At 62.5% G+C, this 23,743-nt stretch carries 23 protein-coding genes and 1 pseudogene; 18 read left to right on the top strand and 6 right to left on the bottom strand.

Features of this window, described 5'->3' with window-relative positions; genetic code table 11:
• The 17 genes from AC30NL_RS00290 to AC30NL_RS00210 form a co-directional block, all read left to right on the top strand.
• Window positions 1-608: type-F conjugative transfer system secretin TraK (locus tag AC30NL_RS00290; RefSeq protein WP_489462014.1), on the top strand; the 608-nt coding region annotated here is incomplete at its 5' end.
• Between the two features lie 2 nt (window positions 609-610).
• A complete protein-coding gene (locus tag AC30NL_RS00285; protein ID WP_489462013.1) occupies window positions 611-1,984 on the top strand; it encodes a TraB/TrbI/VirB10 family type IV secretion system protein in 1,374 nt (457 codons plus the stop codon).
• Entirely contained in the window at window positions 1,974-2,780 is an 807-nt protein-coding gene (locus tag AC30NL_RS00280; protein ID WP_489462012.1) for a DsbC family protein, read from the top strand. Before AC30NL_RS00285 ends, AC30NL_RS00280 begins: the two co-directional genes overlap by 11 nt.
• Window positions 2,777-3,388 (top strand): TraV family lipoprotein, encoded by a 612-nt coding sequence (locus AC30NL_RS00275; protein ID WP_489462011.1) that lies wholly within the window; start codon window positions 2,777-2,779, stop codon window positions 3,386-3,388. Before AC30NL_RS00280 ends, AC30NL_RS00275 begins: the two co-directional genes overlap by 4 nt.
• 13 nt (window positions 3,389-3,401) lie before the next feature.
• Complete coding sequence (locus AC30NL_RS00270; protein ID WP_489462010.1) at window positions 3,402-5,852, top strand: TraC family protein; 2,451 nt, start codon at window positions 3,402-3,404, stop codon at window positions 5,850-5,852.
• Between the two features lie 17 nt (window positions 5,853-5,869).
• Window positions 5,870-6,208: a hypothetical protein gene (locus AC30NL_RS00265; RefSeq protein ID WP_489462009.1), complete on the top strand. Its 339-nt coding sequence runs from the start codon at window positions 5,870-5,872 to the stop codon at window positions 6,206-6,208.
• Window positions 6,205-6,789 carry a conjugative transfer signal peptidase TraF gene (gene traF / locus AC30NL_RS00260; RefSeq protein WP_489462008.1) on the top strand — a complete coding sequence of 195 codons (585 nt, stop codon included), beginning with the start codon at window positions 6,205-6,207 and terminating at the stop codon, window positions 6,787-6,789. The genes AC30NL_RS00265 and traF (AC30NL_RS00260) overlap by 4 nt, the downstream gene beginning before the upstream one ends.
• 13 nt (window positions 6,790-6,802) lie before the next feature.
• Window positions 6,803-7,138, top strand: a complete 336-nt coding sequence (locus AC30NL_RS00255; protein WP_489462007.1) for a hypothetical protein — start codon at window positions 6,803-6,805, stop codon at window positions 7,136-7,138.
• A gap of 1 nt (window position 7,139) precedes the next feature.
• Window positions 7,140-7,769, top strand: a complete 630-nt coding sequence (traW, locus tag AC30NL_RS00250) for a type-F conjugative transfer system protein TraW (protein WP_489462006.1) — start codon at window positions 7,140-7,142, stop codon at window positions 7,767-7,769.
• A 5-nt stretch (window positions 7,770-7,774) separates the two neighbouring features.
• Complete coding sequence (locus tag AC30NL_RS00245; protein WP_489462015.1) at window positions 7,775-8,782, top strand: TraU family protein; 1,008 nt, start codon at window positions 7,775-7,777, stop codon at window positions 8,780-8,782.
• Window positions 8,769-9,542, top strand: a complete 774-nt coding sequence (trbC, locus tag AC30NL_RS00240) for a type-F conjugative transfer system pilin assembly protein TrbC (RefSeq protein ID WP_489462005.1) — start codon at window positions 8,769-8,771, stop codon at window positions 9,540-9,542. Before AC30NL_RS00245 ends, trbC begins: the two co-directional genes overlap by 14 nt.
• A 2-nt stretch (window positions 9,543-9,544) precedes the next feature.
• A complete protein-coding gene (gene traN / locus AC30NL_RS00235; RefSeq protein ID WP_489462004.1) occupies window positions 9,545-11,959 on the top strand; it encodes a type-F conjugative transfer system mating-pair stabilization protein TraN in 2,415 nt (804 codons plus the stop codon).
• Window positions 11,953-12,336, top strand: a complete 384-nt coding sequence (locus tag AC30NL_RS00230; protein WP_489462003.1) for a hypothetical protein — start codon at window positions 11,953-11,955, stop codon at window positions 12,334-12,336. Before traN ends, AC30NL_RS00230 begins: the two co-directional genes overlap by 7 nt.
• A 160-nt stretch (window positions 12,337-12,496) precedes the next feature.
• Window positions 12,497-13,372 carry a conjugal transfer protein TraF gene (gene traF, locus AC30NL_RS00225; RefSeq protein WP_489462002.1) on the top strand — a complete coding sequence of 292 codons (876 nt, stop codon included), beginning with the start codon at window positions 12,497-12,499 and terminating at the stop codon, window positions 13,370-13,372.
• An 11-nt stretch (window positions 13,373-13,383) separates the two neighbouring features.
• Window positions 13,384-14,820, top strand: coding sequence for a conjugal transfer protein TraH (locus AC30NL_RS00220; RefSeq protein WP_489462001.1), 1,437 nt, complete (start codon window positions 13,384-13,386; stop codon window positions 14,818-14,820).
• 33 nt (window positions 14,821-14,853) lie between these two features.
• Entirely contained in the window at window positions 14,854-16,644 is a 1,791-nt protein-coding gene (locus AC30NL_RS00215; protein ID WP_489462000.1) for a conjugal transfer protein TraG N-terminal domain-containing protein, read from the top strand.
• Between the two features lie 750 nt (window positions 16,645-17,394).
• Complete coding sequence (locus AC30NL_RS00210) at window positions 17,395-17,751, top strand: hypothetical protein (protein ID WP_489461999.1); 357 nt, start codon at window positions 17,395-17,397, stop codon at window positions 17,749-17,751.
• An 8-nt stretch (window positions 17,752-17,759) separates the two neighbouring features.
• Here AC30NL_RS00210 and AC30NL_RS00205 read toward each other — a convergent pair whose 3' ends face one another.
• On the bottom strand, window positions 17,760-18,044 hold the full coding sequence (locus tag AC30NL_RS00205; RefSeq protein WP_489461998.1) for a hypothetical protein: 285 nt from the start codon (window positions 18,042-18,044) through the stop codon (window positions 17,760-17,762).
• Window positions 18,045-18,121: 77 nt separating this feature from the next.
• On the opposite strand from AC30NL_RS00205, the gene AC30NL_RS00200 reads away from it, so the two are divergent.
• Window positions 18,122-18,691 (top strand): hypothetical protein, encoded by a 570-nt coding sequence (locus AC30NL_RS00200; RefSeq protein ID WP_489461997.1) that lies wholly within the window; start codon window positions 18,122-18,124, stop codon window positions 18,689-18,691.
• 139 nt (window positions 18,692-18,830) lie between these two features.
• Here the strand turns inward: AC30NL_RS00200 and AC30NL_RS00195 are convergent, their stop codons facing one another.
• The 5 genes and pseudogenes from AC30NL_RS00195 to AC30NL_RS00175 all read right to left on the bottom strand — a co-directional run.
• A complete protein-coding gene (locus tag AC30NL_RS00195; protein ID WP_489461996.1) occupies window positions 18,831-19,424 on the bottom strand; it encodes a hypothetical protein in 594 nt (197 codons plus the stop codon).
• A 1,018-nt stretch (window positions 19,425-20,442) separates the two neighbouring features.
• Window positions 20,443-21,613: pseudogene (locus AC30NL_RS00190) on the bottom strand (DEAD/DEAH box helicase); the annotation flags it as partial.
• Between the two features lie 69 nt (window positions 21,614-21,682).
• Entirely contained in the window at window positions 21,683-21,928 is a 246-nt protein-coding gene (locus AC30NL_RS00185) for an alpha/beta fold hydrolase (protein WP_489461995.1), read from the bottom strand.
• 954 nt (window positions 21,929-22,882) lie between these two features.
• Window positions 22,883-23,179: a hypothetical protein gene (locus AC30NL_RS00180; protein WP_489461994.1), complete on the bottom strand. Its 297-nt coding sequence runs from the start codon at window positions 23,177-23,179 to the stop codon at window positions 22,883-22,885.
• On the bottom strand, window positions 23,169-23,743 hold a 575-nt coding region (locus tag AC30NL_RS00175), incomplete at its 5' end, for an RHS repeat domain-containing protein (RefSeq protein WP_489461993.1). The genes AC30NL_RS00175 and AC30NL_RS00180, both read right to left, overlap by 11 nt.

The following is a 23,743-nucleotide window of genomic DNA, read 5'->3' as shown; positions in this document are numbered from 1 at the left end:
GCAACTGCGGCGGCGCCATCACCCAGGGCTCGCCAGGTACGGCGGCAGCCGGACCGCAGGTGAATCCTGCCGGTGAGATCGTGGTCGAGTGCGATGCCGACAAGGGCGAAATCTACGTTCGTCCGGTAGGCCAGTCCGTCAAGCCAGTGAACCTGTTCGTGTCTTCGCAGCACGCAACCTACACGCTGCTGCTGCGCCGTTCGGATACGCCGGCGGACACCATCGTGGTCCGCGACAAGACTCCGCGGCAAACGAAGGCGGACGGGTCGTCGACTTCGGCCGGCCGCCAGCCGCAGCACGTGCGCTCCTTGAAGGCCATGCTGGTCGCGATGGCGTCGGACCGTGTGCCGACCGACATCCGCGTCGAGGAAGTCAATCGGCCGGTCCTGCTATGGGCGGAAGCGACGTTCTCCATGACCCGCTTGTACGAGGGACGCGGGCTCGTTGGTGAGCGCTACATCCTGACCAACGTGAGCAACAAGGACATGGTGCTCGCGGAGCAGGAGTTCGACCGCGAGACAGGCGGTGTTCTGGGCGTGGCCATCGAGAACCACAACCTGCGGCCCGGCGAGAGCACCGCGGTCTATGTGATTCGGCAGGGGGTTTAGCGATGGCGATGAACATCAAGCAACGCCTGTCTGCAGTCGTCGACGACATGTCGCCTCGTGCACGACAGTGGGCCACCGTGGGCACCATCTCCGCGGTGGCGGTCGGGCTGCTCTGGGCGGTGTTCGCCATGGGGAGCGGAGATGCCAAGCCAGCGAACCAGGCGTCCGGCAAGGGCGACCTCAAGCCCACCAACGTCGACCTGATGGCCCCTGGCTCTCAAGTCAAGGACGTCGAGACCTGGGTGGGCAAGGCGGGTCGCAAACTGGATCAATACGAGAGCGATCGCGAAGAGCAGAAGCGGCTCAATCGGGAGCAGCAGGAGGCCCAAGCCGCTCTCACACGACGCTTTGCAGAGCTCGAGACGAGACTCAAAGGCGCTCCTGTCGAACCGCCCAAGCCTGCCTCGGCCCCGACTGCTGCAACGACATCAACGTCGCCGGCCAGCGCGGCGCCGGCGAGGTTCCCCCCCGACGCAGCGCTGGCGCGGCAAGGGCTTCCTCCGCCTCCGCCTTTGCCGACCAACGCTCGCCCCGGCATGCCGGTCGGCGCGCCCGCCTTCCCCGGTGAATTCAGCGCGCCTGCGCAACCGGCGCTCATCCGCGTCACGGTCGGCGCGCCGGCGAAGCCCATCGAAGCATCTGGCGATGGTCCGAAGGCATCCCCCCAGACCTTGGACACCTTCCTTCCCGTCAGCTTTACGCGCGGCATTCTTCTCGGCGGCCTGGATGCGCCGACTGGCGGCCAGTCCCAGAGCAACCCGCATCCGGTGCTGATTCGGCTGTCCGACAACTCGGTGTTACCGAACCGCTTCCGCGCCGAGTATCGCGAGTGCTTCGTCGTGGCAGCTGGCTACGGCGACATCAGCTCCGAGCGCGCCTATCTCCGCACCGAGACCCTCTCGTGTGTACGCGCCGATGGTCGGGCGCTCGAGCTGAAGATCCAAGGCAGCGTCTATGGGGAGGACGGCAAGGTCGGCATGCGCGGCCGCCTCGTCACAAAGCAAGGTCAGATGTTGGCCAACGCGCTGATGGCCGGGGTCGTCAGTGGAATCGGCCAAGGCATTTCGACCGCGAACACCTCCTACAGCACCTCTGCCTTGGGTTCGGTCGCCACCACCACCGGCTCAGACGCTCTGAAGGCAGGCTTGGGAACGGGCGTCGGCAAGGCGCTCGACCGCTTGGCCCAGTACTACATCAAGCTGGCCGAACAGACGTTTCCCATCATCGAGATCGACGCCGGTCGCGAGATCGATGTTGTGCTGACAAAGGGCGTGCGAATCGAGGGCACCGAGACCGCAAAGGCATCCCCGACGTCCCTGCCCGGCAAGGCTCAACCCTCCGACCGCTTCATGAAAGTGAACGACGATGAAGAGTAAGAACATCGCACTGGCCGCCACGTTGGCGCTCGTGGCCGCAGGCGCAATCGCCGCTCCTACGGCGCAAGAGGCGAGTCTGCTGGCCGCGCTCCAGAAGGCCCATCCCACCACCAAGTTCACGTCGGTCGCGGCCAGTCCCGTTCCGGGCGTCTTTGAAGTCTGGATGGGCTCGAACGTGGCCTTCGTCTCCGCGGACAACCCGCGGTACTTCATCTTCGGCCGTGTCATCGACACCGCCACCTTGACGGACATCACCGGTCCGAAGCTGGCCCAAGCCGCCGAGCGGGAGCGGGGAGACTCCGACGGCGAGACCAAGGCCGAGGTGGGCAAGCTGCCTATCGCCGATGCGCTGAAGACTGTGCGCGGAAATGGCGCTCGAAAGCTCTACGTCTTCAGTGACCCGGCCTGCAGCTACTGCCGCAGGCTCGAACCGGAGCTTGCCAAGCTGAACGACACGACGATCTACACGTTCGCCGTCCCTTTCCAGGGTCGCCAGCTTTCCCAGGCGGTGCTCTGCGCCCAAGACCCTTCCAAGGCCTGGCACGCCCTGATGCTAAAGGGCTATTCAACCGCCCTCGCCTCGCAAGCCGAGTGCACCTCGGCCGTGGATCGAAACCTGCAGCTTGCACGGCAGTTTGGAGTGTCGGGTACGCCGACGCTCATCTACGCCGATGGAACGCGGACATCCGGGTATGTCGACGCCACCGAAGTCGAGCGGCGGATGGCCTCAGCCAACACGGCGGCCAGCCAAAAGCTCAGCGCCCGCACCGGGTCAGGTCAGGAGAAAACGCCATGAACCACACCTTCCGTTCTGTCGCGGTCATTGCCACTGCTGGTCTTTCGTTGCTCGCCTCGGGCTGCGCCAACATCACCGGGCTCGAAGGGAAGTCGAGCTACTCCTGCAAGGCACCGGACGGTGTCCAGTGCGACTCGGTGTCCGGCAACTACTACAACTCGGTCCAGAACAATCTCCCGTCGCAGCGCCGATCACCGACCTCCCGAGGCGGAATTGAAGCGCCTGCCACGGCGCCCACCCACCAGGAAGCGTCGCTCATGGTTTCGACCGCCGCACGCACGACTGCGCCCGCCGAGCCGGCCGCGTACAACGCTGCTCCTCTGCGCGCCGCACCCCGCGTCATGCGCTTGTGGATCAAGCCCTGGGAGGACGCTGACCGCGATCTGAATGGCGAGGCCCTCGTCTATGTGCAGGTCGACAACGGACGCTGGTTGGTTGAGCACGTCCAACAACAGGCCCGCGAGCCCTTCGCGCCGGTTCGTGCAGGAAAGCTCCCAGCGGCTACCACCGCAAAGGCGGGCCCTCAGGCACCTGCAGACGACGGGACCTCCATCACGCAGGCGTTGCGCGCCCTGCAACAGCGCAGCGCCAACCAGGCGGACAACTGACCGAGGACAACCCATGCTCGCATCCCTCCGCTCAGCCTTCAGCTCGACAGGCTCGTCGACCGAACCCATCGGCCTCTTTGGTCTTGGTACCGAAAAGGAGTCGCCATCGGACCAGTTCGCGAGCTGGCTCCCCTACCAGTCCTACCTCGAAGACGAGCAGCTGTTCGTCAACCACGACGGCATCGGCTTCATGCTGGAGATCATGCCGCAGTCGGGCGCGGACGATCGCATGGTCGAGGTGCTCATCTCGTTGTATGCGAACTGCCCGCCGAATACCGGGATCCAGTTCCATCTCTTCGCCTCGCCACACATTCGCAGGCAGCTGCGCCAGTACGCGAACCTGCGCAACGAGGACCACGACCAGGTCGGCAAAGCACAGGTATGGGGCAGGCCAGCGCGAAACGACAACTTGTTTCGCAAGCTCGCGCGGCAGCGCTTTGAACATCTCACCGCCGGCGCTCAGCGTTCTTTGACGCAAGGCTTCCACTACACGATCCGCGACTTCAGGCTGATGATGAGCGTGAACGTTCAGGGCGATCCCGGCAACCTTGCTTGGCGTGAGAAAATGGTGTCCTTGCGTGAAGGGATGGGCACGACGTTGCGCTCCGCTTCATTGCCGAATCGGGTATGCGACGCCGCCGATCTGATCAACTGGTGTTCGCTCTTCGTGAATCCGGATCGGCTGACGAGCACGAACATCGCCGACCTCCACTACGACGACGGTCGGGAGATTCGCGACCAGATCGTCGACCACGACACTATTCAGGAAGAGAAGCCCAACAAGCTCGTCCTCTCGAAGGAAGAGAACGACAACGAGATGGAGCTGCGCTTCTACTCGATCAAGTCGTTCCCGGAGCGGTTCGGCCTTTGGCAGATGGGCTCCCTGATCGGCGACCTGATGCAGCCTGCCCTTCAGTACAACGTGCCCTTCTTGCTTCACCATGGGCGTGCAGGTGCTGGATCCGAACACGACGCGCAATACCGTCACGGCCAACCACGTGCGTGCCACCCAGAACGCGGGCAGCAAGATGGCATCCGTCATGCCCGATGTTGGAAAAAAGGCGCGCGATTGGACGGCTGCCGCCGACGTGATCGACGCCGGCGGCGCGCTGGTAAGCATGTACCACCCCATGGCGACATGAAAAAGATGAAGCGGGTCACCCGCAAGACGATGGGGAATGCGATCCATCTGGCTCCCCTGATTGCGGAGTGGCGCGGGACGAAAACGCCCACGATGCTGTTCGGAGGCCGTCGCGGGCAACTGATGACGCTGGACGTCTACGACAACGACCTGGGCAACTACAACTTCGCGATCATCGGCGCACCCGGATCCGGCAAGTCAGTTCTTATGAACGAGATGGCGTGGTCGTATCTCTCAATCGGCGCACGGGTCTGGATGCTCGATCTCGGCCGCTCTTTCGAGAAGCTGTGCAAAAAGGCGGGCGGCACCTACATCGAATTTCGCCAGGATTCGAAGATCAACCTCAATCCGTTCAGCGTGGTCTCGGATGAACGTGTTGCACCGGACGGCACCATCGAAGGGGGAATCAACGAAGACATCGACATGCTAAAGCCCGCGCTGGTCAAGATGTGCTCGATGGGGACCCGGCTCGAAGAGGTTCAGCTGAAGGCGCTCGGCGCCATGACGATGAAGCTCTACAAGGAATACGGGCGAGACCTGACGATCACGGGCCTGCGCGATGCGTTCATCTCCGGCAGCCTGCCGGAGCTGGGTCTCAACGGCGACCAGCGGATCAAGGATTTGGCCGTCATGCTGAACCCATACACCAAGGACGGCGAGTACGCACGCTTCTTCGAAGGCCGCAACAACATCGACTTCTCGAACGACTTCATGGTCATCGAGAACGAGGAGCTCAAGAGAAAGCCGGAGCTCCATGCAGTGGTGAACATCCTGCTGATGTACCAGATCACCGGACAGATGTACCTGTCGCGCGATCGCAAAAAACTGCTGTTCATCGATGAACTCAAGCAGCAACTCGGCGAGATCGGGTCCGACGATCCCGTCAAGGCAGCCGTCGTCGAAGAAGCAGCGCGGCGTGCACGCAAGTACGGTGGCGCGCTTGGCACCGCCACGCAGAGCGCGGACGACTACTACGGTTCAGCGCAAATGGAAGCTGCACTCAATTGCTCTGACTGGACATTCTTGCTGCGACAGAAGGCGGAGTCCATCGAGCTGCTGGGGCGCAACGGTCGGATCGGTATGGACGAGTCGAAGAAGCGGCTGTTGCAGTCGCTGCGCACAGAGCCCGGGGTGTTTTCCGAGTGCTACATCTCTTCGCCGGTCGGCGAAGGTGTGGCCCGAAACATTCTGGACCCGTTCAGCCACTTGCTGTTCAGCAACAAGCTGGACGACAACGCACCGCTGGACGAACTGCGGCGCGCGGGCCTCTCGATCGACGACGCTATCACCGAGCTGCTGCGCCGCCGGGGGCACATCGTATGAGACACCTCGCCATCAATGTGGCACTGTCGGTGCTCATCACGGCCGCCGGGCTGCTGGCATACGACCGCCTCGTCGTCAGACCTGCTCAGCTGATCGGCGTCGTCGACGTCGCCGAGGTCTACCGGATCAAGGAGGCGGAGTTTGCCAAGCTGATCACGGAGAGCAAGAGCGACGAAGATCGTCAGAAGGCGCTGAGCCTCGCAAGCACCTTCGCCCGGCGGCTGCCGGTCGCGATGGATGAGCTCCCTGGAGATTGCCGGTGCCTTGTGGTCCTGAGAAGTTCGATCGCCGGGCGCACTCCGAATACGCGAGATCTGACGGGACTCCTCAAGACCAAGCTGGAGGAGCAGAGATGAGCACTGCCTCCACGGTCGTGACGTGCCGGCTGAGCGTGTGGGCTTGGTGGCGACACGGAGTTCGCCTTCTGTCGGCGGACATGCGGCACCGCTGGTACTTGTTCGCAGCACTGGCATTGATCTGGGCGCTCGCTCTGTTTCGTCTCTTCGTTCATCACATGCCGCTGATCCCGGTGATGTTCAACTGGACGCCGAGCATTCCCTATCGCGTGGTCTACGTGGACTACGGGTCGCGCTCCATCCAACGCGGGGACCTCATCGTCTACACGTTCACGGGCCAAGCCGGCGAAAAGGACTATCCGGGGCTCAAGGCGCAGCCGTTCTTCAAACGGGTTGTCGGTCTTCCAGGCGATGAGGTCACCGTCGTGGGTCGGGATGTCTTCGTCAACAAGGTGTTCGTCGGCCGCGCCAAGACGCACACCTTCGATCGCCGGCCGATCGAACCGATTTCTCCCACCGTCATCCCGCCTGGCCATCTCTACGTCCAGGGCACCAGCGTGGACAGCTTCGACTCTCGGTATCGCAGCAGCGGACTTGTGCCTCTGCGCGACATCGAGGCGAATGTGCGGCCGATCTTTTGAAGGGCAAAGCCGCATGCGCCACCTCTGCATCGCATTCCTCCTGTCCATCTCGGCGTCGGGCGTCACCCTCGCGCAAGCGGAAACGCCCGATTTCGCCGGCGACGTTCCTATCGAGAACTACCTGGCACTGCTCGCTCAGGTGGCGCCGCCAGCGCGGGACGGGGCTGAGGCCTATATGGCCGCGTTCCAGGCGCGGTGCGGGCGTTCGCTGAAGACCGTGGAGCTGCGCAGGGCCTTTGCGCAGGGGAGCGGCGACCCGACGCTTCTGGCGATGGTCCGCGCATCTCACGCCCGCGATCGCGCCGAGATTCAGCGGCTGGGCGCGAACATCGCCTGCCCGCGGAGCTGATATGTGGTCCCGAGCGCTGCCCCTCGGTGTCGTGCTGGCCGCCCTTTTGGTCCAGACGGCGCGTGCGGAGAACCTGGGCCCGATCGGCCCCACCTACCCCATCGCGGAGCAGAGCTTTCTCGAAGTGATCATGGCCCGCCTGCGCGAGAAGGAGCGCACTGGCGAGCTGAAGAAGTTCGAAGACCTTGCGCGGACCAGAGCGACCCGAGCGGTCATGAACCCCACCCCGGTGCCGAATCTGCGCCGGGTGGAAGTTGGCAGGACCTTCTACTTCGATCCGACGTTCACGCTCGACCGAAACGTCGTCGACGAGAGCGGCTCGCTCCTCTTCCAAGCGGGAACGCGAAAGAACCCGCTCGACGTCGTCTCGGTCTCCAAGCACCTTCTCTTCTTCGATGCACGAGATGCGCGTCAGGTTGCTCGGGCCCGAGAACTCATCGAGCTCTACCAGGGCAAGGTCAAGCCGATCCTCATCGGCGGCAGCTACATCGACCTGATGAAGACCTGGAACCGCCCTGTCTACTACGACCAGGAGGGCGTCCTCGTGCGCAAGCTCGGCATCACTGCCGTGCCGGCGATCGTCTCCCAAGAAGGCGCCCGCCTTCGCATCGATGAGGTAGTGGCAAGGTGAACCTGATAACCCGCATCCTCGCTGCCGTGTGCGCGTTGCTGGTGTCGACGGCGGCCGCGCCGGCGCCCATCGCAACCTTCACGGGCAAGTTTCCGAACCCCATCACCGACATTTGCTGGTCGTGCATCCTGCCCATCACCATCGGCAGCGCAACCATCGCGAACTTCGGCGGACAGGAGGACAACGGTGGCAATCCCAGCAATCCGTTGTGCAGCTGCGGAGTGAATCCGACGATCGGCCTCTCCATCGGCTTCTGGGAGCCTGCACGGCACGTTGAGACGGTTCGCAAGCCGTTCTGCCTTCCGTCCCTCGGCGGACTGAATCTGGACCCAGGCATCGCCGCGCCAGAAGCAGCCCGCTTCACCAAGGCCGAAGGCGACGGTGACGGCGGGTCGTTCTATCAGGCCCACTTCTACGTGAACCCGGTGCTGTACTGGCTCGAAGTCGTCACGGACTTTCCGTGCCTCGAACGCGGCAGCTTCGACCTGGCCTATCTCACCGAGGTCGACCCCCTGTGGAACGACGACGAGCTCACGCTGCTGCTGAACCCTGACGCCGTACTGTTCGCCAACCCGATCGCGGTCGCTGCATGTGCTGCGGATTGCGTCGCTTCCACCGTCGGCTTCGGCCTCAACTCTCTCTTCTGGTGCGCGGGCTGTCAGGGTGCCATTTTCCCCATGGACGGCCAGGTTCCGTACCACATGGGGGGCGTGCGCACCGCCGCGCTGCTGAGTCAGCGGCTGACCGCCAAGATGCACCGCGAGTTGCTGGCCTGGGGGTGGCATGGCAGCAAGGGCCTGTGCGGCCCGTACCTTGAGCCGGTGATGGACAAGTCGGCCTACAAGACGCAGCTCACCTACCCGATCCCCACCACCGACAAGCTGGATGGCAAGTGCTGCCAACCGTTCGGCCGCACCACTGTGCTTTGGGGTGCCGGGAAGGAGTACCCGGTCAGGGGCGAGGACTTCGCCTTCATGCTCTTCAGAAAGAGGAACTGCTGTGTGGGCTACTGACCGCCTCCGATCGCACGCACGCATCCTCGCGTGTGTGGCTCTCAGCCCCATCGCGTGTGCGCCCCGGATGTCGACCGCGCAGCCCTCGCCGCTGGCGGTGACGGACCCAGACATCGCTCGCGCCGCCAAGAACCAGCCGATCCTTTCGGACCAGGACATCGAGAAGGCTGCGAAGAAGCACCACATGCCGTCCGATGCGGAACTGGCCCGTGTGCCTGTGCCTTCTGCGCCCAAGGTGGACGCCTTGCCGCAGCCCCTGACTCAGCGCCGCGTGGATCTCGGTGCCGTTGCTCGCGGGTACGAGGCCATGGGCCAGGCGAATGCAGGCGCCTCGGCGCTCGGGTCGGGCCCGTCTCTGTTGGTGTTTGTGAGCTTCTCGATGCCCGAGACAGCGCTCGGTCGCCTTGTTGACCAAGCGGCGCGCGCTGGCGCGACTCTCGTGCTGCGAGGACTCGTCGACAACTCATTGCAGAAGACCGTATTGCGCGTTCAGCGGCTGATCGGGGACCGCAAGGTTGGCTTCCAGATCGACCCGCAAGCGTTCGATCGCTTCTCAGTGTCGGCGACGCCGACGTTTGTCCTGATCAAGGACGGCGCAGTGCCGGCTCCCTGCGCGGCCGGCACCTGCTTTCCGGCGGGCAGCTTCGTGTCCACCGCAGGCGACGTGAGCCTGGACTATGCCCTTGAGTTTTTCGATCGCGCAGCGCCGAGCTTCAGCGCCGCGGCGCAATCATTTCTCTCCAAGATGAAGGAGCGCTGAGCATGATCTTCAAGCGCCTCGTCGTGTGGGTGATGATCTACGCGTCCCTCTTCGTCAGAGTGTCGGTCTTCGCCCAGTGGGCCCATGACGAAGGCATCGCGGCGGGGAACGCGGCCAACCCGGTCATCAAGGGCACAGTCAACACGCCCAGTGCGACTGCGGTCGTTCCCGGATACACGACCAAGCCACCCGAAACTGCCTACACAGGGAAGGCAAGTTTCGGCGCCGATGTAAATGCCAAGCTGGCCGCTTGCGCCAGCACGCCGGCCGACGTGAACTGTCAGGCGCTCAAGAACGCCATCGCCTCGGCGAACACTCCCCGACCGGCCATCAGCCCGGCCGATCCTTCGATCGTCGCGGCCAGGGCTATCGCTCGCAACCCGTCAACCGATCTCGGAAGCCTGGCCGCCTACTACAGCGGCTGTGTCACATCCGACGTGACCTCGCCTCCGGCCACTGTGACTCGCAACTGCGCGCGCTACGCCGGAGTCGGCAGCTACATGTGCTCCAACCTTCTGACCGTCAGCGTCAGCCGAACCACCAGTTGTTCACCTGGCGACTGGTTCGCCCACGCCGACTCGGGCAGCACGGGACTCGATCCCCAGTGTCTTCCCGATCGGCCGGCATCGTCTCAGCACTTTCGGGTGACGTCGAGCGGCAACCCGCTTGCGTTCTTCGACGTCGACATGACCGCACCCGTGGCCTTCCCTCAGATCGTCGCGGTCCTTGGCACCTCGTACTCCTGGATGTCGAGCACCGAGATCCAGTCTGCGGTGTGGGTCGCGGACCGGTCTTGCACCGGATCGACATGCACGCTGACCGCCATGATCGCCGACAGCATTCGCGAAACTTGCACAGGCAGTGGTGACTCCGGCTACACCTGTACCACCGAGAAGCCCTTCCTCGAGGTCTACTCGGCTTGCCCATCCGGCACCCAAAGCGGCGACATGCTGCAGACCGAAACCTGTACCGGCTCGGGTGACAGCGTCAGCTGCACGTACGGCACGCTCGACGTGAAGACCTGCTATGCCCCCTCCGGGCCCATCGCGGCGACGGACACGACCGGCAGGTTCACGAGCCCATTCTGGGGTGCGAGCTCGACGCGCGCGGTCGTTGGGTGGGCGCCGAACCCCGCCTACGGGCCGATCCCGCAGATGAAGCTGACGTACACCAAGCCGGCCACCACGGCGACGACGGCGGACACGTGGAACGATCAGTGCCCCAGCCTCGCAACGAGTAGCCGGTGCGCCGTGGCGCCGCCTCCGCGGTGCATCGATGGGCCTGCTACCAAGGTGATCGATGGCGTCTCGGTCTACCGCGACTGCTGGGAGTACCAGAGCAGCATGTCCTGCACGGACACGGTGACGTCGGACCAGTGTGCTCCGCTTGTGGCGGCCGGGTGCACGCCGCTCTCGTCGACGTGCAAGCAGGCCAATCCCACGACGGGCTCCTGCGAGGTCTTCAGCGACCAATACAGCTGCTCGATGCCGGCAGAGACAACTACGACGGCAACGAACTGCCCGACCAATGTCTTCTGCATGGGCACGAACTGCTTCAACATCGGCTACACGAACGACGCGGATTTCGGGCGGAGCATGTCGATGCTGGAGGCGGCGCGCGAAGCGGGCGTCTACCTCGATAAGGACCGCATGCAGGTCTTCAAGGGCGAGGCGAACCATTGCCGCGACAAGCTGCTCAACAACTGCTGCTACACGGACGGCGCCGGCAAAGGCATGACGAACCGGGGCGTGTTCGGCAGCGGCACGCGCCTCGTGTACGACATCCTGATGAACTCGGAAAACCGCGAGTTCATCATGGCGGGGATGAGCGCACTCCTGACGGGCGCCGGGTTCAGTGGGACCTTCAGTTCCTACGGCTTCACGATCGCCGTCAACGGCGCTGCCCTCCCCTCCGGCTCCACCGTCCTCTACGCCTCATCGTCGACCGCTGGCGAGGGCGTGGTCGTTGCATTCGATCCCTGGACGCTGGCCATCGCGGTGGTGATCTACGTGGTCCTTTCCATGATGTCGTGCAACGAGGAAGAGGCCCGCCTCGCCCTCAAGGAGGGCGCCAAGCTTTGCCACTCCATAGGGACCTACTGCTCTTCCTGCATCAAGATTCTCGGGCACTGCGTGTCATGCATTGAGCACACGACGACGAAGTGCTGCTTCAACTCGATGCTCGCGCGAATCGTCAACGAGCAGGGCCGCGTCCAGGTCGGCAAGGGGTGGGGAAGCGCGGAAGGTCCTGACTGCAGCGGCTTCTCCATTGCCCAGCTGCAATCGCTCGACTTCGCCGCCATGGACCTGAGCGAGTTCTACGCATGTCTGGTGCCGAAGACACCGGACCTCGGCGCGATCCAAACCACCAACACCGGTCGCATCCCCACCTGCTACTTCGGCCAAGGCAAATGCTGAAACTCATCACCACCCTCGCTGCCGCTTCGATCGCCCAAGTCGCATTCGCTCAGGGCGCCCCCAGATTGCTCGTCGAAGAGCCCCGCCTGCTGCGCACGCTTCTGGTCGCGGCGGTCGACTCGCCTACGGGCGAAGCCCACGGGCAGATGAGCGGCGACATCGCCAAGATGATGTCCGATCGCTTCCGCACGACGGGCCCAATCCTCATCGACATCACCACCGAGCGCAGATACGCGCAACCTGGGTGCAGCCGGCTGAAGATCCGCTTCGCCCAGGACGGCGTGGTGATGCCGGGCGCGAGCGCACCGCAGAACAAGACTGTCGACATCGGTCTCAACTACTGCCGTGACGGTTTGCCGCCGAAGTCGCTGTCCTGAGAGAAGCAATGGCACATTTCTGACCCAAGCCGGTGTCGGGTCTGATGTCCGCTTAACGAGGGCATTTCGTGGTGGCATTTCCGTGTGACTGTGACCACCGGCCCTCCTACGCTCGGCACTGAAGGCGCACATTTCGTGATCGCCGAACAGGGGCTTCACCATGCGCCTGACCACCATTCTTCTGTTGGCCGCCTGCGGTCTCTCCTCGCCATTGACCAGCGCGCAAAACACAGAGCAGGTCGCGGCTACTGCCGCGCCCACCACTCATCCGCTCTTCTGGGACGACTACCGACGTGGGTGGCACTTCTATGAGGACCCGGAGCCCGAGATCGCACCACCCGCCGCCCCGGCGCCGCAGAAGGCAAGCCCTGCGCCGACCGCCAAGGCACCTGACACGCGGCCGCCGGAACTGATCGAGTTCGAGCAGTTGCAGAAGCGGCTTGAGGAATACAAGAACATCGCGATCATCCGGCCAACAGAGGCGAACGTGCGCCGCTATATGCAGCTGGAAGCGCGCGTCGTGCGCCAGGCCTCGTACTTCGCCGACGTTGCCCAGCGCGTGGCCTGGTCGACACCGGATCTCGACATGACCCTCGAAGGGCGCCCGGTCAACGCGCAGGCGATCGAGGTCTACGACCGCGAGCAGACGCGCACCCGCCAGAAGTCGGTCGCCCACCTGGCCAAGACGCACGTCCTGTTCTTCTTCTTCCGCTCCGACTGCCCCTACTGCCACGCCTTCGCGCCGACGCTGGAGGCCTTCCAAGCGCGCCACGGCATCCAGGTCGTCCCGATCAGCGTGGACGGCGCGGGCCTGCCCAACTTCCCGCAGTTCCGCCGGGACAACGGCATCGCGAAGACGCTGCAGGTAACCCAGGTGCCCGCCGTGTTCCTGGCTGAACCCTTCACCGGAAAGATCACGCCGCTCGGCTACGGCGTGCTGTCCGAATCGCAGTTGCTCGAGCGCATCGGCGCTGTGTCTGCGCCTGGCGCTGAAGCACTGGCCCCATCCGCCACCCGTCATGTGTCCCTGCAATGAGGAGGTCTGAAATGTCGATCCGCAACATCTTCGGCAGGGCACTCGCGACAGTGCTCACCTGGTCACTGATCCTTGGCGTGCCAATGTCGTACGCAGGCGACCTCAACGCCGAGGTCAACAACATGTTCACCAGCCTCGGAGCCATCGGCAACTACACGGCGCCGGGGGCCTTCAAGGGGCAGACGATGAATACCTACGCAGGCGGGAACTTGTACCTGCGCTCGCCCAACAAGACGTACCAGCTCGCGGCGATTCAGTTCCCGTCCGCGAAGGGTGGATGTGGAGGCATCGACGTTTTTGGCGGTTCTATGAGCCACCTGTCGGCAGCAGAGTTCAAGAACATGCTGAAAAACATCACCGCGGCCCTGCCTGGTATCGCCTTTCAACTCGCACTGGAGTCGGTGTCGCCACTGCTCGGGGGACTCACAAAGTGGGCAAAGGGTTTGGAGAGCATGATCAACAACGCTCGTATCAATTCATGCGAGACCGCCACCGCTTTAGTCGCGTCGGCCGCGGAGGCCACTGGGTACGACTCCCAACGCGCATGCGCAAAACTCGCCATGACGATGGGCCTGGAAAGCGACATCGACGCAGCGACACGGCGGTGTGCTTCGGACAGCCCGAGCATCTTGGCGAGTGCGCGGAGTAGCGCAGATCCCAATGTCGCGGCTCTCGCGCCATTTGTCGGAAACATCACCTGGAAGGCGCTCAAGGCCGTTGACACCTTGGATGACGCTTCACGTGAGTTGGTCATGAGCATCGTCGGAACCTTCATATTTTTCCCGCAGGAGGCCAACAAGGACTTTGAATACGTCGGCCCCAGCATCACAAGCGTAGCTCACTTGTTGTACGGCCAATCAGATGCCGGCGGCGGCAACATCAATGTGCAGCTCCTCAAGTGCAACAACTACACCGATTGCGATGTTGTGACGCGGACCAACAGCAACGTGCACGAGCCTCTGACGAAAAAGGTGGAGGACCTAATGCGCGAGATTTCCGACCATATCAAGACCCGCACTCCGTTGCCGAACAACACAACGGCAGTCGGCTTTGTGAATGCAACTAGCCTGCCTGTGTGGCGAATGCTCTCCGTTGGCAACACGATTCCTGGGTCGGGGCTATCTGACACGCTGATCGCCAACTACCGTGAGGTCATTGCCGCGGACTACGCGGCAACGTTTTTGAGCCAGTTCGCCAGCGTCGCCTTGTCCGCCCTTCAAAAGTCGTATCAGCTCACCCCCGAGCAGCAGAAGCGAGCCAGTGCTCTGCGTTTGGACGCGCAGCGCTTCCTCGATCGTCTTCACACCGAGCAGACGACGATGTACTCCAAAGTTCAGTCGGTCTCGAATGTGGCAACGGACCTTGAACGACTGGAACGAAACCTCCGCACCAACATGTCGGCCAGCGTGCTTGACATGCTGGGTCATGCCAACCATCGGATGCAATAGAAACCCGCCCCATTGACTTGAAGGAACTCCGCTATGTGGGAGATCTACGGCTATCACAATGGCGATGCGTTGTTCGGTATCTTCAACGCGGTCGCTGCGATTATGGGCGCGGGGACATACCTCAGCGCCATTGCCGCGGTCGCGTTCTGTGGGTTCGTGGCAGCGATGGTTGCCTACATGTTCGCGCCCGAGAAACTTCAAGGCTGGAAATGGCTTGGAACTATCGTCCTCATTTATAGCGTGCTCTTCGTTCCGCGCGTGACAGTAGGCATCGTCGACAAGACCGGCGGCACCCCGGTGAAGGTAGTGGCCAATGTTCCTTTCGGGATGGCTGCGCTAGGGGGCTTGTCAAGCACGATCGGCAATTCGATCACGGAGCTCTTTGAGACAGCATTTCAAACCATCCCTGGCCCTGCTTCCCTTCCCTCTGAACTGTCTTACCAGCAAAACGGCCTTATGTTTGGGAGCCGGTTGATTCAGGAAACAAGGCGTGCGTCGTTGCCCGATCCAGCCGTTCGTACGGACCTGCTCAACTTCGTCAACAACTGCACTGCGTACGACATCGCCGATGGCACCATCTCTCCAAGCGCCTTCTCGACCAGCGACAACCTCTGGGCAACGATGTCGGCGACGAACCCCGCCCGCTTCAGCATCATCACCTCCTCGTCGGGCGTCACAACTAGCACCTGCGACCAAGTCTATGCATCTATCGATTCCCGGATGCCGGCGCAAGTGACGGACTTGACGAACCGGCTTGGCCTTCGTCTAAACCCCTCCTTGTCCGCGCTCGCCGCGCAGGCGGCAGTGGTGAATCAGAGTCCCCAAGCCTACATCCGCAGCCAAATCGCAACGGCGTCAGCTACCGCGGCAGACGTGGTGCGTCAGAACGCGCTGATCAACGCGATCAACGATGCTGGTGAAATGGGTTGCCAAAGAGTCAACGACCCCTCTTGCATGATGCTGGCCACAGGTCGCGCCTCGGCCGTTGCATCGCAGAACGCGGCGTGGATCAACGGCGCAAAGATCGCGGAGCAGGCGCTGCCCGTTGTGAGGAACGTTGCGGAGGCGATGTGCTACGCAATTTTTCCATTGCTTGTCTTGCTGCTGTTCCTGACGTCGGGGAAGAACACACTGCTGATGCTGTCGGGTTACGTCACCGCCTTGGTGTCGATTCAACTGTGGCCGCCGCTGTTCGCCATCCTCAACTATATGGCCTCGATCTACTCGCAGCTCGACCAAGCTGCCGCGGCAGAGATTGGCGGCGGCGTCAAAGCTCTCGCCCTTCAGTCGGCCTCTCCGATCTACTCGAACGCGGTCTCTGCGCAAGCTGTGGTGTCGTACCTCGTGATCGGCATCCCCATGCTTGCCTACGCTCTGTCGAATCGGCTGGTGAGCTTTGGAAGCACGCTGGTCGGCGGGCTGACCGGGCTGCAATCGACGGTCGGAAACGCTTCGGCTGCCTCGGCGGTTGGCAACTCGAGCATGGGCAATGTGACGATGGACCAACGCAACGTGAGTCCGTCTATGTCGAGCCCTTGGGTTTCCAGAGAGCAAGACGCCTCCGGCAACTGGACGACCACGAACGGGACCGGACAGCAGGCCGTCGAATATCTACGCAACCATAGGCGCCGTCTCGAATCGAATCTCCGCTCGCGTTTCTCAGGAGGACGTCAGCGAAGCGTCACGCGCTGCAGAGGCAGCGAGGAACGACGTTGTTTCGGCGAGCACAGAGAGGTCGTCAGCCCTTGTCGACGCCGTGTCAAAAGCATCCGGTGGAACGGTCAGCACCCGAAGCGCTGCTGGTCAAGGAACCTCGAGCTATGAGGAGATCGGAAAGTCCGCTGACCGGATCGCCCAACTTTCGAAGCAGGTTGCGGCGACCACAGGTCTGACTTCCGGGCAAGTACAGCAGATCGCTTTCCAGTTGTCAGCGGGCCTCGGCACTCCGGGACTGAGTCCCGCAAAAGCCGGCGCTACGGCCTCCGGCGGCAAGAACTACTCTTCGACGCTATCGGAAGCTGAGCAGAAGGTTCAGGCGGCGTTGGGTGCTGAGGGTCTGCGCGAGTTCAAGAGCTTCGGTGATCGCGCCACACGCGACACTACGTTCCTCCGTGCGATTTCTTCTGAAACACGCGACGGCTCCGAGCTGGCTTCTCGCCTCAGCAGTTCGACATCACGAGTTGAGAGCGCCCAGGCCGCATACGCAAAGCGACAAGCAGTTGCTGAACGACTCTCAACGGCTCGGGGGGCTGAGCAAGAGATCCGGTTGACCTTGCCCAGTTGCCAATCAATTCAGACTTCATGCGAAGGTACAACCAGCTGGCATCGGAATATGGCCCGAACAGTCAAGCGCTCCGCGTAGCGATGGCCAGCGAACTCGCAAGCTACGCGCTGTCGCCAAATCGGCACTTCTCAGACGGAACCGCTATGCCTTCATCATTTGCTGAGGTCGAGGCAGTTCATCAAAGAGACGCCAGCAATGACGCGTTCCTGCGATCCAAGGTCGATGACGCTGACCGTGCGAACGATCGGGCTATTGGACGAAATGCGCACTCTTCTCCTCTGCCTGTCGCGATGCCGCCTGATCTTCAGGGCGTGCGAGGTGCTGTGAACGACAAGCAAGGTTTGTCCACCGATGCGGCAGAAAAGATCGAAAGATTCGACGCGCGAAACGAAGTCACAAGGAATCCCGACGGCACCGTGAGCACAAAGCGCTCGCAGGTGAAGGCTAACGTTCGTCGGTTGCGCGACGACATGGTAAACATGGAGCAAGACGCAGAGGATCTGTGGTCCAAGTCGAAGGAAGAAGCTGAAGCCGAGGCGGCCGCCCGAGAGGCAAGGATCGCAATTTCACCGCGCGTGAAGGCCATAGAGGCCACGCCCGAAGTCCCAACGATGGGCCCAAATTCGGGGAAGCGGCGGAACCCGTGAACGCCACATCACAGATGGCCATGAGCCCCAGTTCGAGGATGGTTCTCGATGTCGAACACATCGCCGGGAAAGTGACGCACCCCGTCTTGATCGACCCAGGGGTCAAGGTCCACCATCTCGATGTGCGTGATTTCCTCGGAGGCACGGCCAAAGCGCGCCAACAACAGGACGATGCCGACGATCCCAGCCCAGAAGAGGAACCAGAACGTCTTAGCGAACGAACTACCATCACTGCCTATCGCGGCTGCGGTTCCCACAACCATAGCGACCACGACGATTGTCCTGACGCGCATGCTGGTACCTCCTCTGCGGCGCACATCGATATTACGATATCGCCCGAGCCACGACTGTCAAGTAGGGGAGCGCTGTCATGACAACCTTTCGAACGATCCTACGATCCGCCGTTGCCGGTGCCCTGCTGGTGTTCGGCACTGCTTCGATGGCAGTCGCCCTCCGACCCGGGAAGACGACCGATGCTTCGGTCTGCGACCTGGGCCACAACACAAACGGCTACTTCGGCGCCAAGATGCTGGTTCCGGCCGCAGCAGCACCCAAGGACCAGGTCGATGCGTTCTTTCGGATGGCTTCCGGCTTCATCGCGACCAACTGTTCGAATGGCCAGGTACTGATCCTCCAAGGGTCCGCGGACGTTGACGTCGACTCGCCCTCGCTTCTGCAGGTGGCGAACTCCTCTTGCATGGCAGCGAACGTCAAGCGCACAGAAGGGACTGCTGCAAGAGGCGACTACACATACCCGACGTTTGAGCTTCGGTGCACCATCCTCAAACACTCGGAGTTGATCAAGCAACTGGCCGAGCTTGAACGAACGGACTCGATGGAGGCGTTGAAGGGCCGGCTCGTGCGCTCCGTACAGGAGACCAGTGGAACCTCAACGTCGAGCATGCCGGGACAGCAACCAAGAAGGACTGCGGCAAGATGACGCTCGGCTCCCTGATGCAGGGCGGATCCTGCAAGTAGCAGCCGGCCCATCACGATCCTGTCCGGTCAAGTCAACGGCCAGGCTTGCTGCAGGCTGCCGCCCGCTTACGGGCAAGGCCCCTATGCAAACTAACACCACCTTACCTTGCATCCGCAGTAATGCCCGCTGCTCGCGCCGTGATCCGTTTCGCTTCCTCAAAAATCCCCTGCCCCCCAATGCGTTCGAGGTGGTACGGGAGCCGACTCAGCCTCAGTTCCAGCTTGCGGCGCTGCTTGAAGTCTCTCCAGGAAAAGCATCCGACCTCTGCGAGCTCGCTGGCTGCAGTTTCAAACGTCCAAGAAGGAAGGCGCCCTGACCCCGGCAGCATCGACAGAATAGACGCCCAGTCGTCTCGTTGCTTGCAGTATTGCGCCAACTGGTTGGAATGCGCCTGGATCAGCCATTGCGACACGAGGCCCTTTGACACAAGCCACTTTGCGATCGACTCACTGACGCCCAGCGCTTGGCACTCGGCTATAAGGGCGCTCGGCATCACGTTCCGCTGATAGGTTTCGACAGAAGACTTGCTTCCAAGGAAGTCGTCGCACGAAATCCAACCTCTCAACCCGCCACTCTTGGGGTTGTCCGGCTGAAGAGGAAAGACATGAAGTTCGCTGTGGGCTCTCCGTGCTTGCTCAAACGCCGAGGGGCCAGCGATCTTTCCGTGAACGGTTCGCCACAGCGCGATCTGCATCTTTGCAACGCTGTATTCACGGATGAGTTCCCTGCGAGAAACGCCATTGGCCCGGACCTCCCACCAACTCCAGTCGGACCACTGCTGCCTCGGCTCACTTGGGAAGCCGGCCGGAAGGCCTCGAGTCTTGTAGAGCCTCTGATAAGTGGCTCTATCGAGCTCATGCTCTCGCACGTGTTGTTCGACCCACTTTGCGTGAAGCACATGTGCCCCTCGCCATCCTGACACGGGGCGGTCGTCCCCCACAGTGCTGCGAGGTGCACTTCAACCTCGTGCGTGGTTCGACGTCGAACCGTGGTCAGGACCAACAGCCGGTGCGCTTTCGGTCGGGGCCGGCCTTTCAAGAACTGCTGACGCCCCCAAGGCAGCCAGTCAACCAGCGCAGAGCGATAGTCAGCGGAATCGGTCTTCAGTTGTCGATTCAAGTGGTGCTCAATCGTCGTACTGAGGGAGCCTCCGCATCCGTAGACACTTCGGCCCCTCAGACCAGCTCCTGTGGTGCCGACAGGATGCATCGCCTGGCCCGACTTGGTCTCGCTGCCGAGAACAGTGCTGTCAGCAAGCCTCACCAGCCCTCACCAGAAGGCTGTTCTTGCATCCAGTGCTGGTTAGAACTACAGTATCCAGATCTGGAGGCCCATCACCATGCACGCAACGCTCCGTCAGCTCTACCGCCCCAAACCCGACCGCGCACCTGCGTGGCTTCGCCGCGTTTGGCTTTGGCTCTGAACCGTCATCAACCATCACCTTAGACCCGTCAACGGCGTGGTCTACGGACCGACACTTCGCCGTGAACGCACCACTGCTGCAGGAAATCCTCGCCCGGCGAGGAGACAGCCCACAAACTGACTTGCCTCTTGCGGCAGAGGGTGTGCTGCGCTACGTATGGGAAAGCAGGTTTGGGTCAATGCTCATCGAAGTTGAGAACGGCCGGGCATACGTGAACGGGCAAGCCGTCGAGCCAGTTGAAGCCAGCGGCACTTCGAATTTGCAGTCATGACGGCAGGCGAGACACCGCTAATCTACAGCGAGGGGCGCCACACGCGTGGCCGGCGCGGCCCACGCGCTGCAGCAAGGCATTCACTGCGCGCGGCGAGCCGAGCTGGCAGACCAGATCGATGTCGCCGATGTCGATGCCCAGCTCGAGCGAGCTGGTGGCCACCAGCGCCTTCAGCTCCCCCGACTTGAGCCGCTGCTCGGCCCTGAGCCGGTGCTCGCGCGCGAGGCTGCCGTGGTGCGCGGTCACGTGCTCCTCGCCCAGCCGCTCGGCCAGGTGGCGCGAGCAACGCATCGGCGATGCGGCGCTGGTTGACGAAGATGAGTGTGGTGCGGTGCTGCGCGATCAACTCGGCCAGCCGGTCGTACATCTCGCCCACACCTCGGTAGCGCCATCACCGCGCCCAGTGGCGAGCGTGGCACCTCGATGGCAAGGTCGCGCTCGCGCACGTGGCCGGCGTCGATGATCGCCACGTCGTCGCTGCGTTGCCCCACCAGGAAGCGTGCCATCTCGTCCAGCGGCTTCACCGTGGCCGACAGGCCGATGCGCACTGGCGGGTGTTCGGCGAGCGCCGCCAGCCGCTCCAGCGTGAGCATCAGGTGGGCGCCGCGCTTGCTGCCGGCCACCGCGTGCAGTTCGTCGACGATCACGCTCTTCACCGACTTGAGCATCTCGCGGCCGGAGTTCGAGGTGAGCAGGATGTACAGGTACTCCGGCGTCGTCACCAGGATGTGCGGCGGCGTGCGCCGCATGCGCTCGCCCTCGGCGGCCGGCGTGTCGCCGGTGCGCACTGCGTCGCGGATGCCGGGGTCCGGCAGGCCCATCGCAACGAACCCGGTGCGGATGCCCGCCAGCGGCTCCTGCAGGTTCTTGCGGATGTCGTTGGAAAGCGCCTTGAGCGGCGACACGTACAACACCTGGACCTCGTTCGCGAGGCCCTGCGGCCCTTGCGAGAGGGCCTGCAACACCAGCTCGTTATGATGGCGGCCAGGAAGGCCGCGAGCGTCTTGCCCGAACCGGTGGGCGCGGCAATCAGCGCTTGGCGGCGCAGCGTGGTGTGGCCCCAGGCGCGGGTCTGCGCCTCGGTCGGCTTGCCGAAGCGCGTGCGCAACCACCCGGAGACGGCGGGGTGGAACGGCTCGCCCGCGGCAAACGCATCCGCTGGTGGCCCGAGATCGAAGTCGGACTGCATGAGGGCCATTGTGGCGCCAGCGCGAGAGCGGCGATTCGACAGGGGATGTTGGCGCTACCCCCGCTTGACTCACGCCACTCGGCTGGAAGCACCCATCCGGTTGCGCAGGAAGGGCACGACCGCTTCGCGCACGGCAGTGGGGTTGTCGGCCATCGGCCAGTGACCGCTGTCTTCGAGCCGGACCACTCGCTCGACAGCGAAGAACTGCCGCCGCATGTCCGCAAAGCGCACCGGCACATACGGACAGCACGCGCCCCAGACGACGAGCGCCGGCAGTTTGCGCGGCCCGAGCGCGGCGACCCAACGATCCGACATCGCGCCGAGGTCGTTGGATTGGCGCTACAGCTTGAGCACAGCCCGCCGCGTGCGCGCGTCGAAGTTGGCCTACATCTCGTCGAAGTAGGCGCCAGCAGGCAGGCCGCGCGGGTTGCAGTGACGCAGCGCGAGTTTCCGGCCGGGGCCCATCGCGAATGACTCTTGTTGGCCGACCGCAGTTACCGCTGCCGGCAGCTTCAGGGCAGTTGCGACCAGCGCAGCAGAAACCCCCAAATTCCGGGCCCCAATACACTGCCCTCGTCTACAACAGATCGACTCGTTTCCCGTCGCCGATCTCAGGCCGCTCCAGGTTCATACCTGAATTGGAAAAGACTGCGGTCAGGTGCTGCGGTGACCACGGATGGGGTCACACTGTCCTTCGGGCTGCACGCCCTACTGCAAAGCCTCTTTTGTTGGAATGCGCAGCTTGCTACGCGATCGCTCGTCGTAGCGAATGAACAATATCTGCAGTCCACTTAGCCGTTCTAAGCCTGTAAGCCGACAGCGAGCAAGGTCCTTGCCGGTAAGCCCTAAAGACGCTCAGCCCGTTTGGATTCTCATCGGGCGAAGTATTGCCGAAGACTTCGGCCGTGTCCCAGCGCCAGACGATTGCATGGTCACTACTTCTCGCGATCACCCGCGTCGTGTCGAGGTGGTCGGCGTACGCATAGCTTACGCTGGTGGAGAGCGTCGAACTTGCTGTTGATCGCCGCCACCGCCATCGTTCATCGCCTCCCGGTCGTCACGGGCAATCTCAAGCACTTCCAGCCCGTCCCGGACCGTCGTGGTGTTCTTGGCCCAACCCGGCCCCGGCGCTTGAGATCACAGGGCCAGCAATCTTTGACACCTTCTTCGCTCGGCAAAGGGCGATGAGCTTCCTCCACCACTCAATGCAGCAAGGGCCGCGTAGCGGCCCTTGCTTTCATCACTCAAGACGGTCGAGCAAGATTCTTGTCACTGCCCTACCTCTTCGCCGATGCAACGAAGAAGCGGCGCCACATGAATCAACATGAACGCGACTGCTTGATCTTTGTCTTTGATGATCGATGAGAGGAATTCCCAATCATCGTGGAGCTGACCGTGCTCAAAGTTCCCTGGACTCTTGGTGAAGTCATATCGCTCCGCATCCGCTGCATCCCAGTAATCATCTTGGTTGAGCTTCACGCTTGCGTGACCGAGATCGTGCTCGATGTGATCAAGTATTCGGTTGATCACCAAGCGCAATTCAGAGATGTTGATTTCAACGGCCATTTCGTCGCTCACATTCTTCCAGCAGCCTCTTGAAGTTTGCAATTTGACCCTGCAAGCTGGCGATTCGGCTCATATAGATCTTCTGGTAAAGGTCTTGGTCATTTTTGGCTAGAGCGGCTGCCAAGAAGCCCTTGTTGTCCATAGCCATCGGGTTGGCCAAATACTCGCGAAGTTTTCGCTCGTGATCCGCAATCTGATCACGCAGGCCTTTGCACGGGTCCTTGTCCCCAGGAGGACATGTCTCGCTCTTCGATGTATCACCCGGCGTGCTCATCAAAGCCCACACCGCGACACCACCCATGATTGCCGTGCCAACGCCAGCACCAACCCCGCAACCCAGCGGACCCGCCCACGCGCCTGCTAGGCACCCAACACCAGGATTCAACCCATTGGGGTCGGTAAGCATGGTCGGTTGATTGAGGCTGTACGCATACGTATTGATGCCCCCCTTCAACCCGATGGAATCGGATTGAGCATATCGCCCGATGCCCGGCTTGTATTCGCGATTGACATTCTGGAAGTTGCCCGTCTCCTGATCGAACACTTGCCCCGGGAAGCGCTGGT

It is taken from the genome of Rhizobacter sp. (assembly GCA_021153565.1).
In the GTDB taxonomy this organism is placed as follows: Bacteria; Pseudomonadota; Gammaproteobacteria; order Burkholderiales; family Burkholderiaceae_C; genus Albitalea.
Note: the sequence above shows the minus strand (reverse complement) of the source record. Positions and strands in the feature narration are given on the sequence as shown.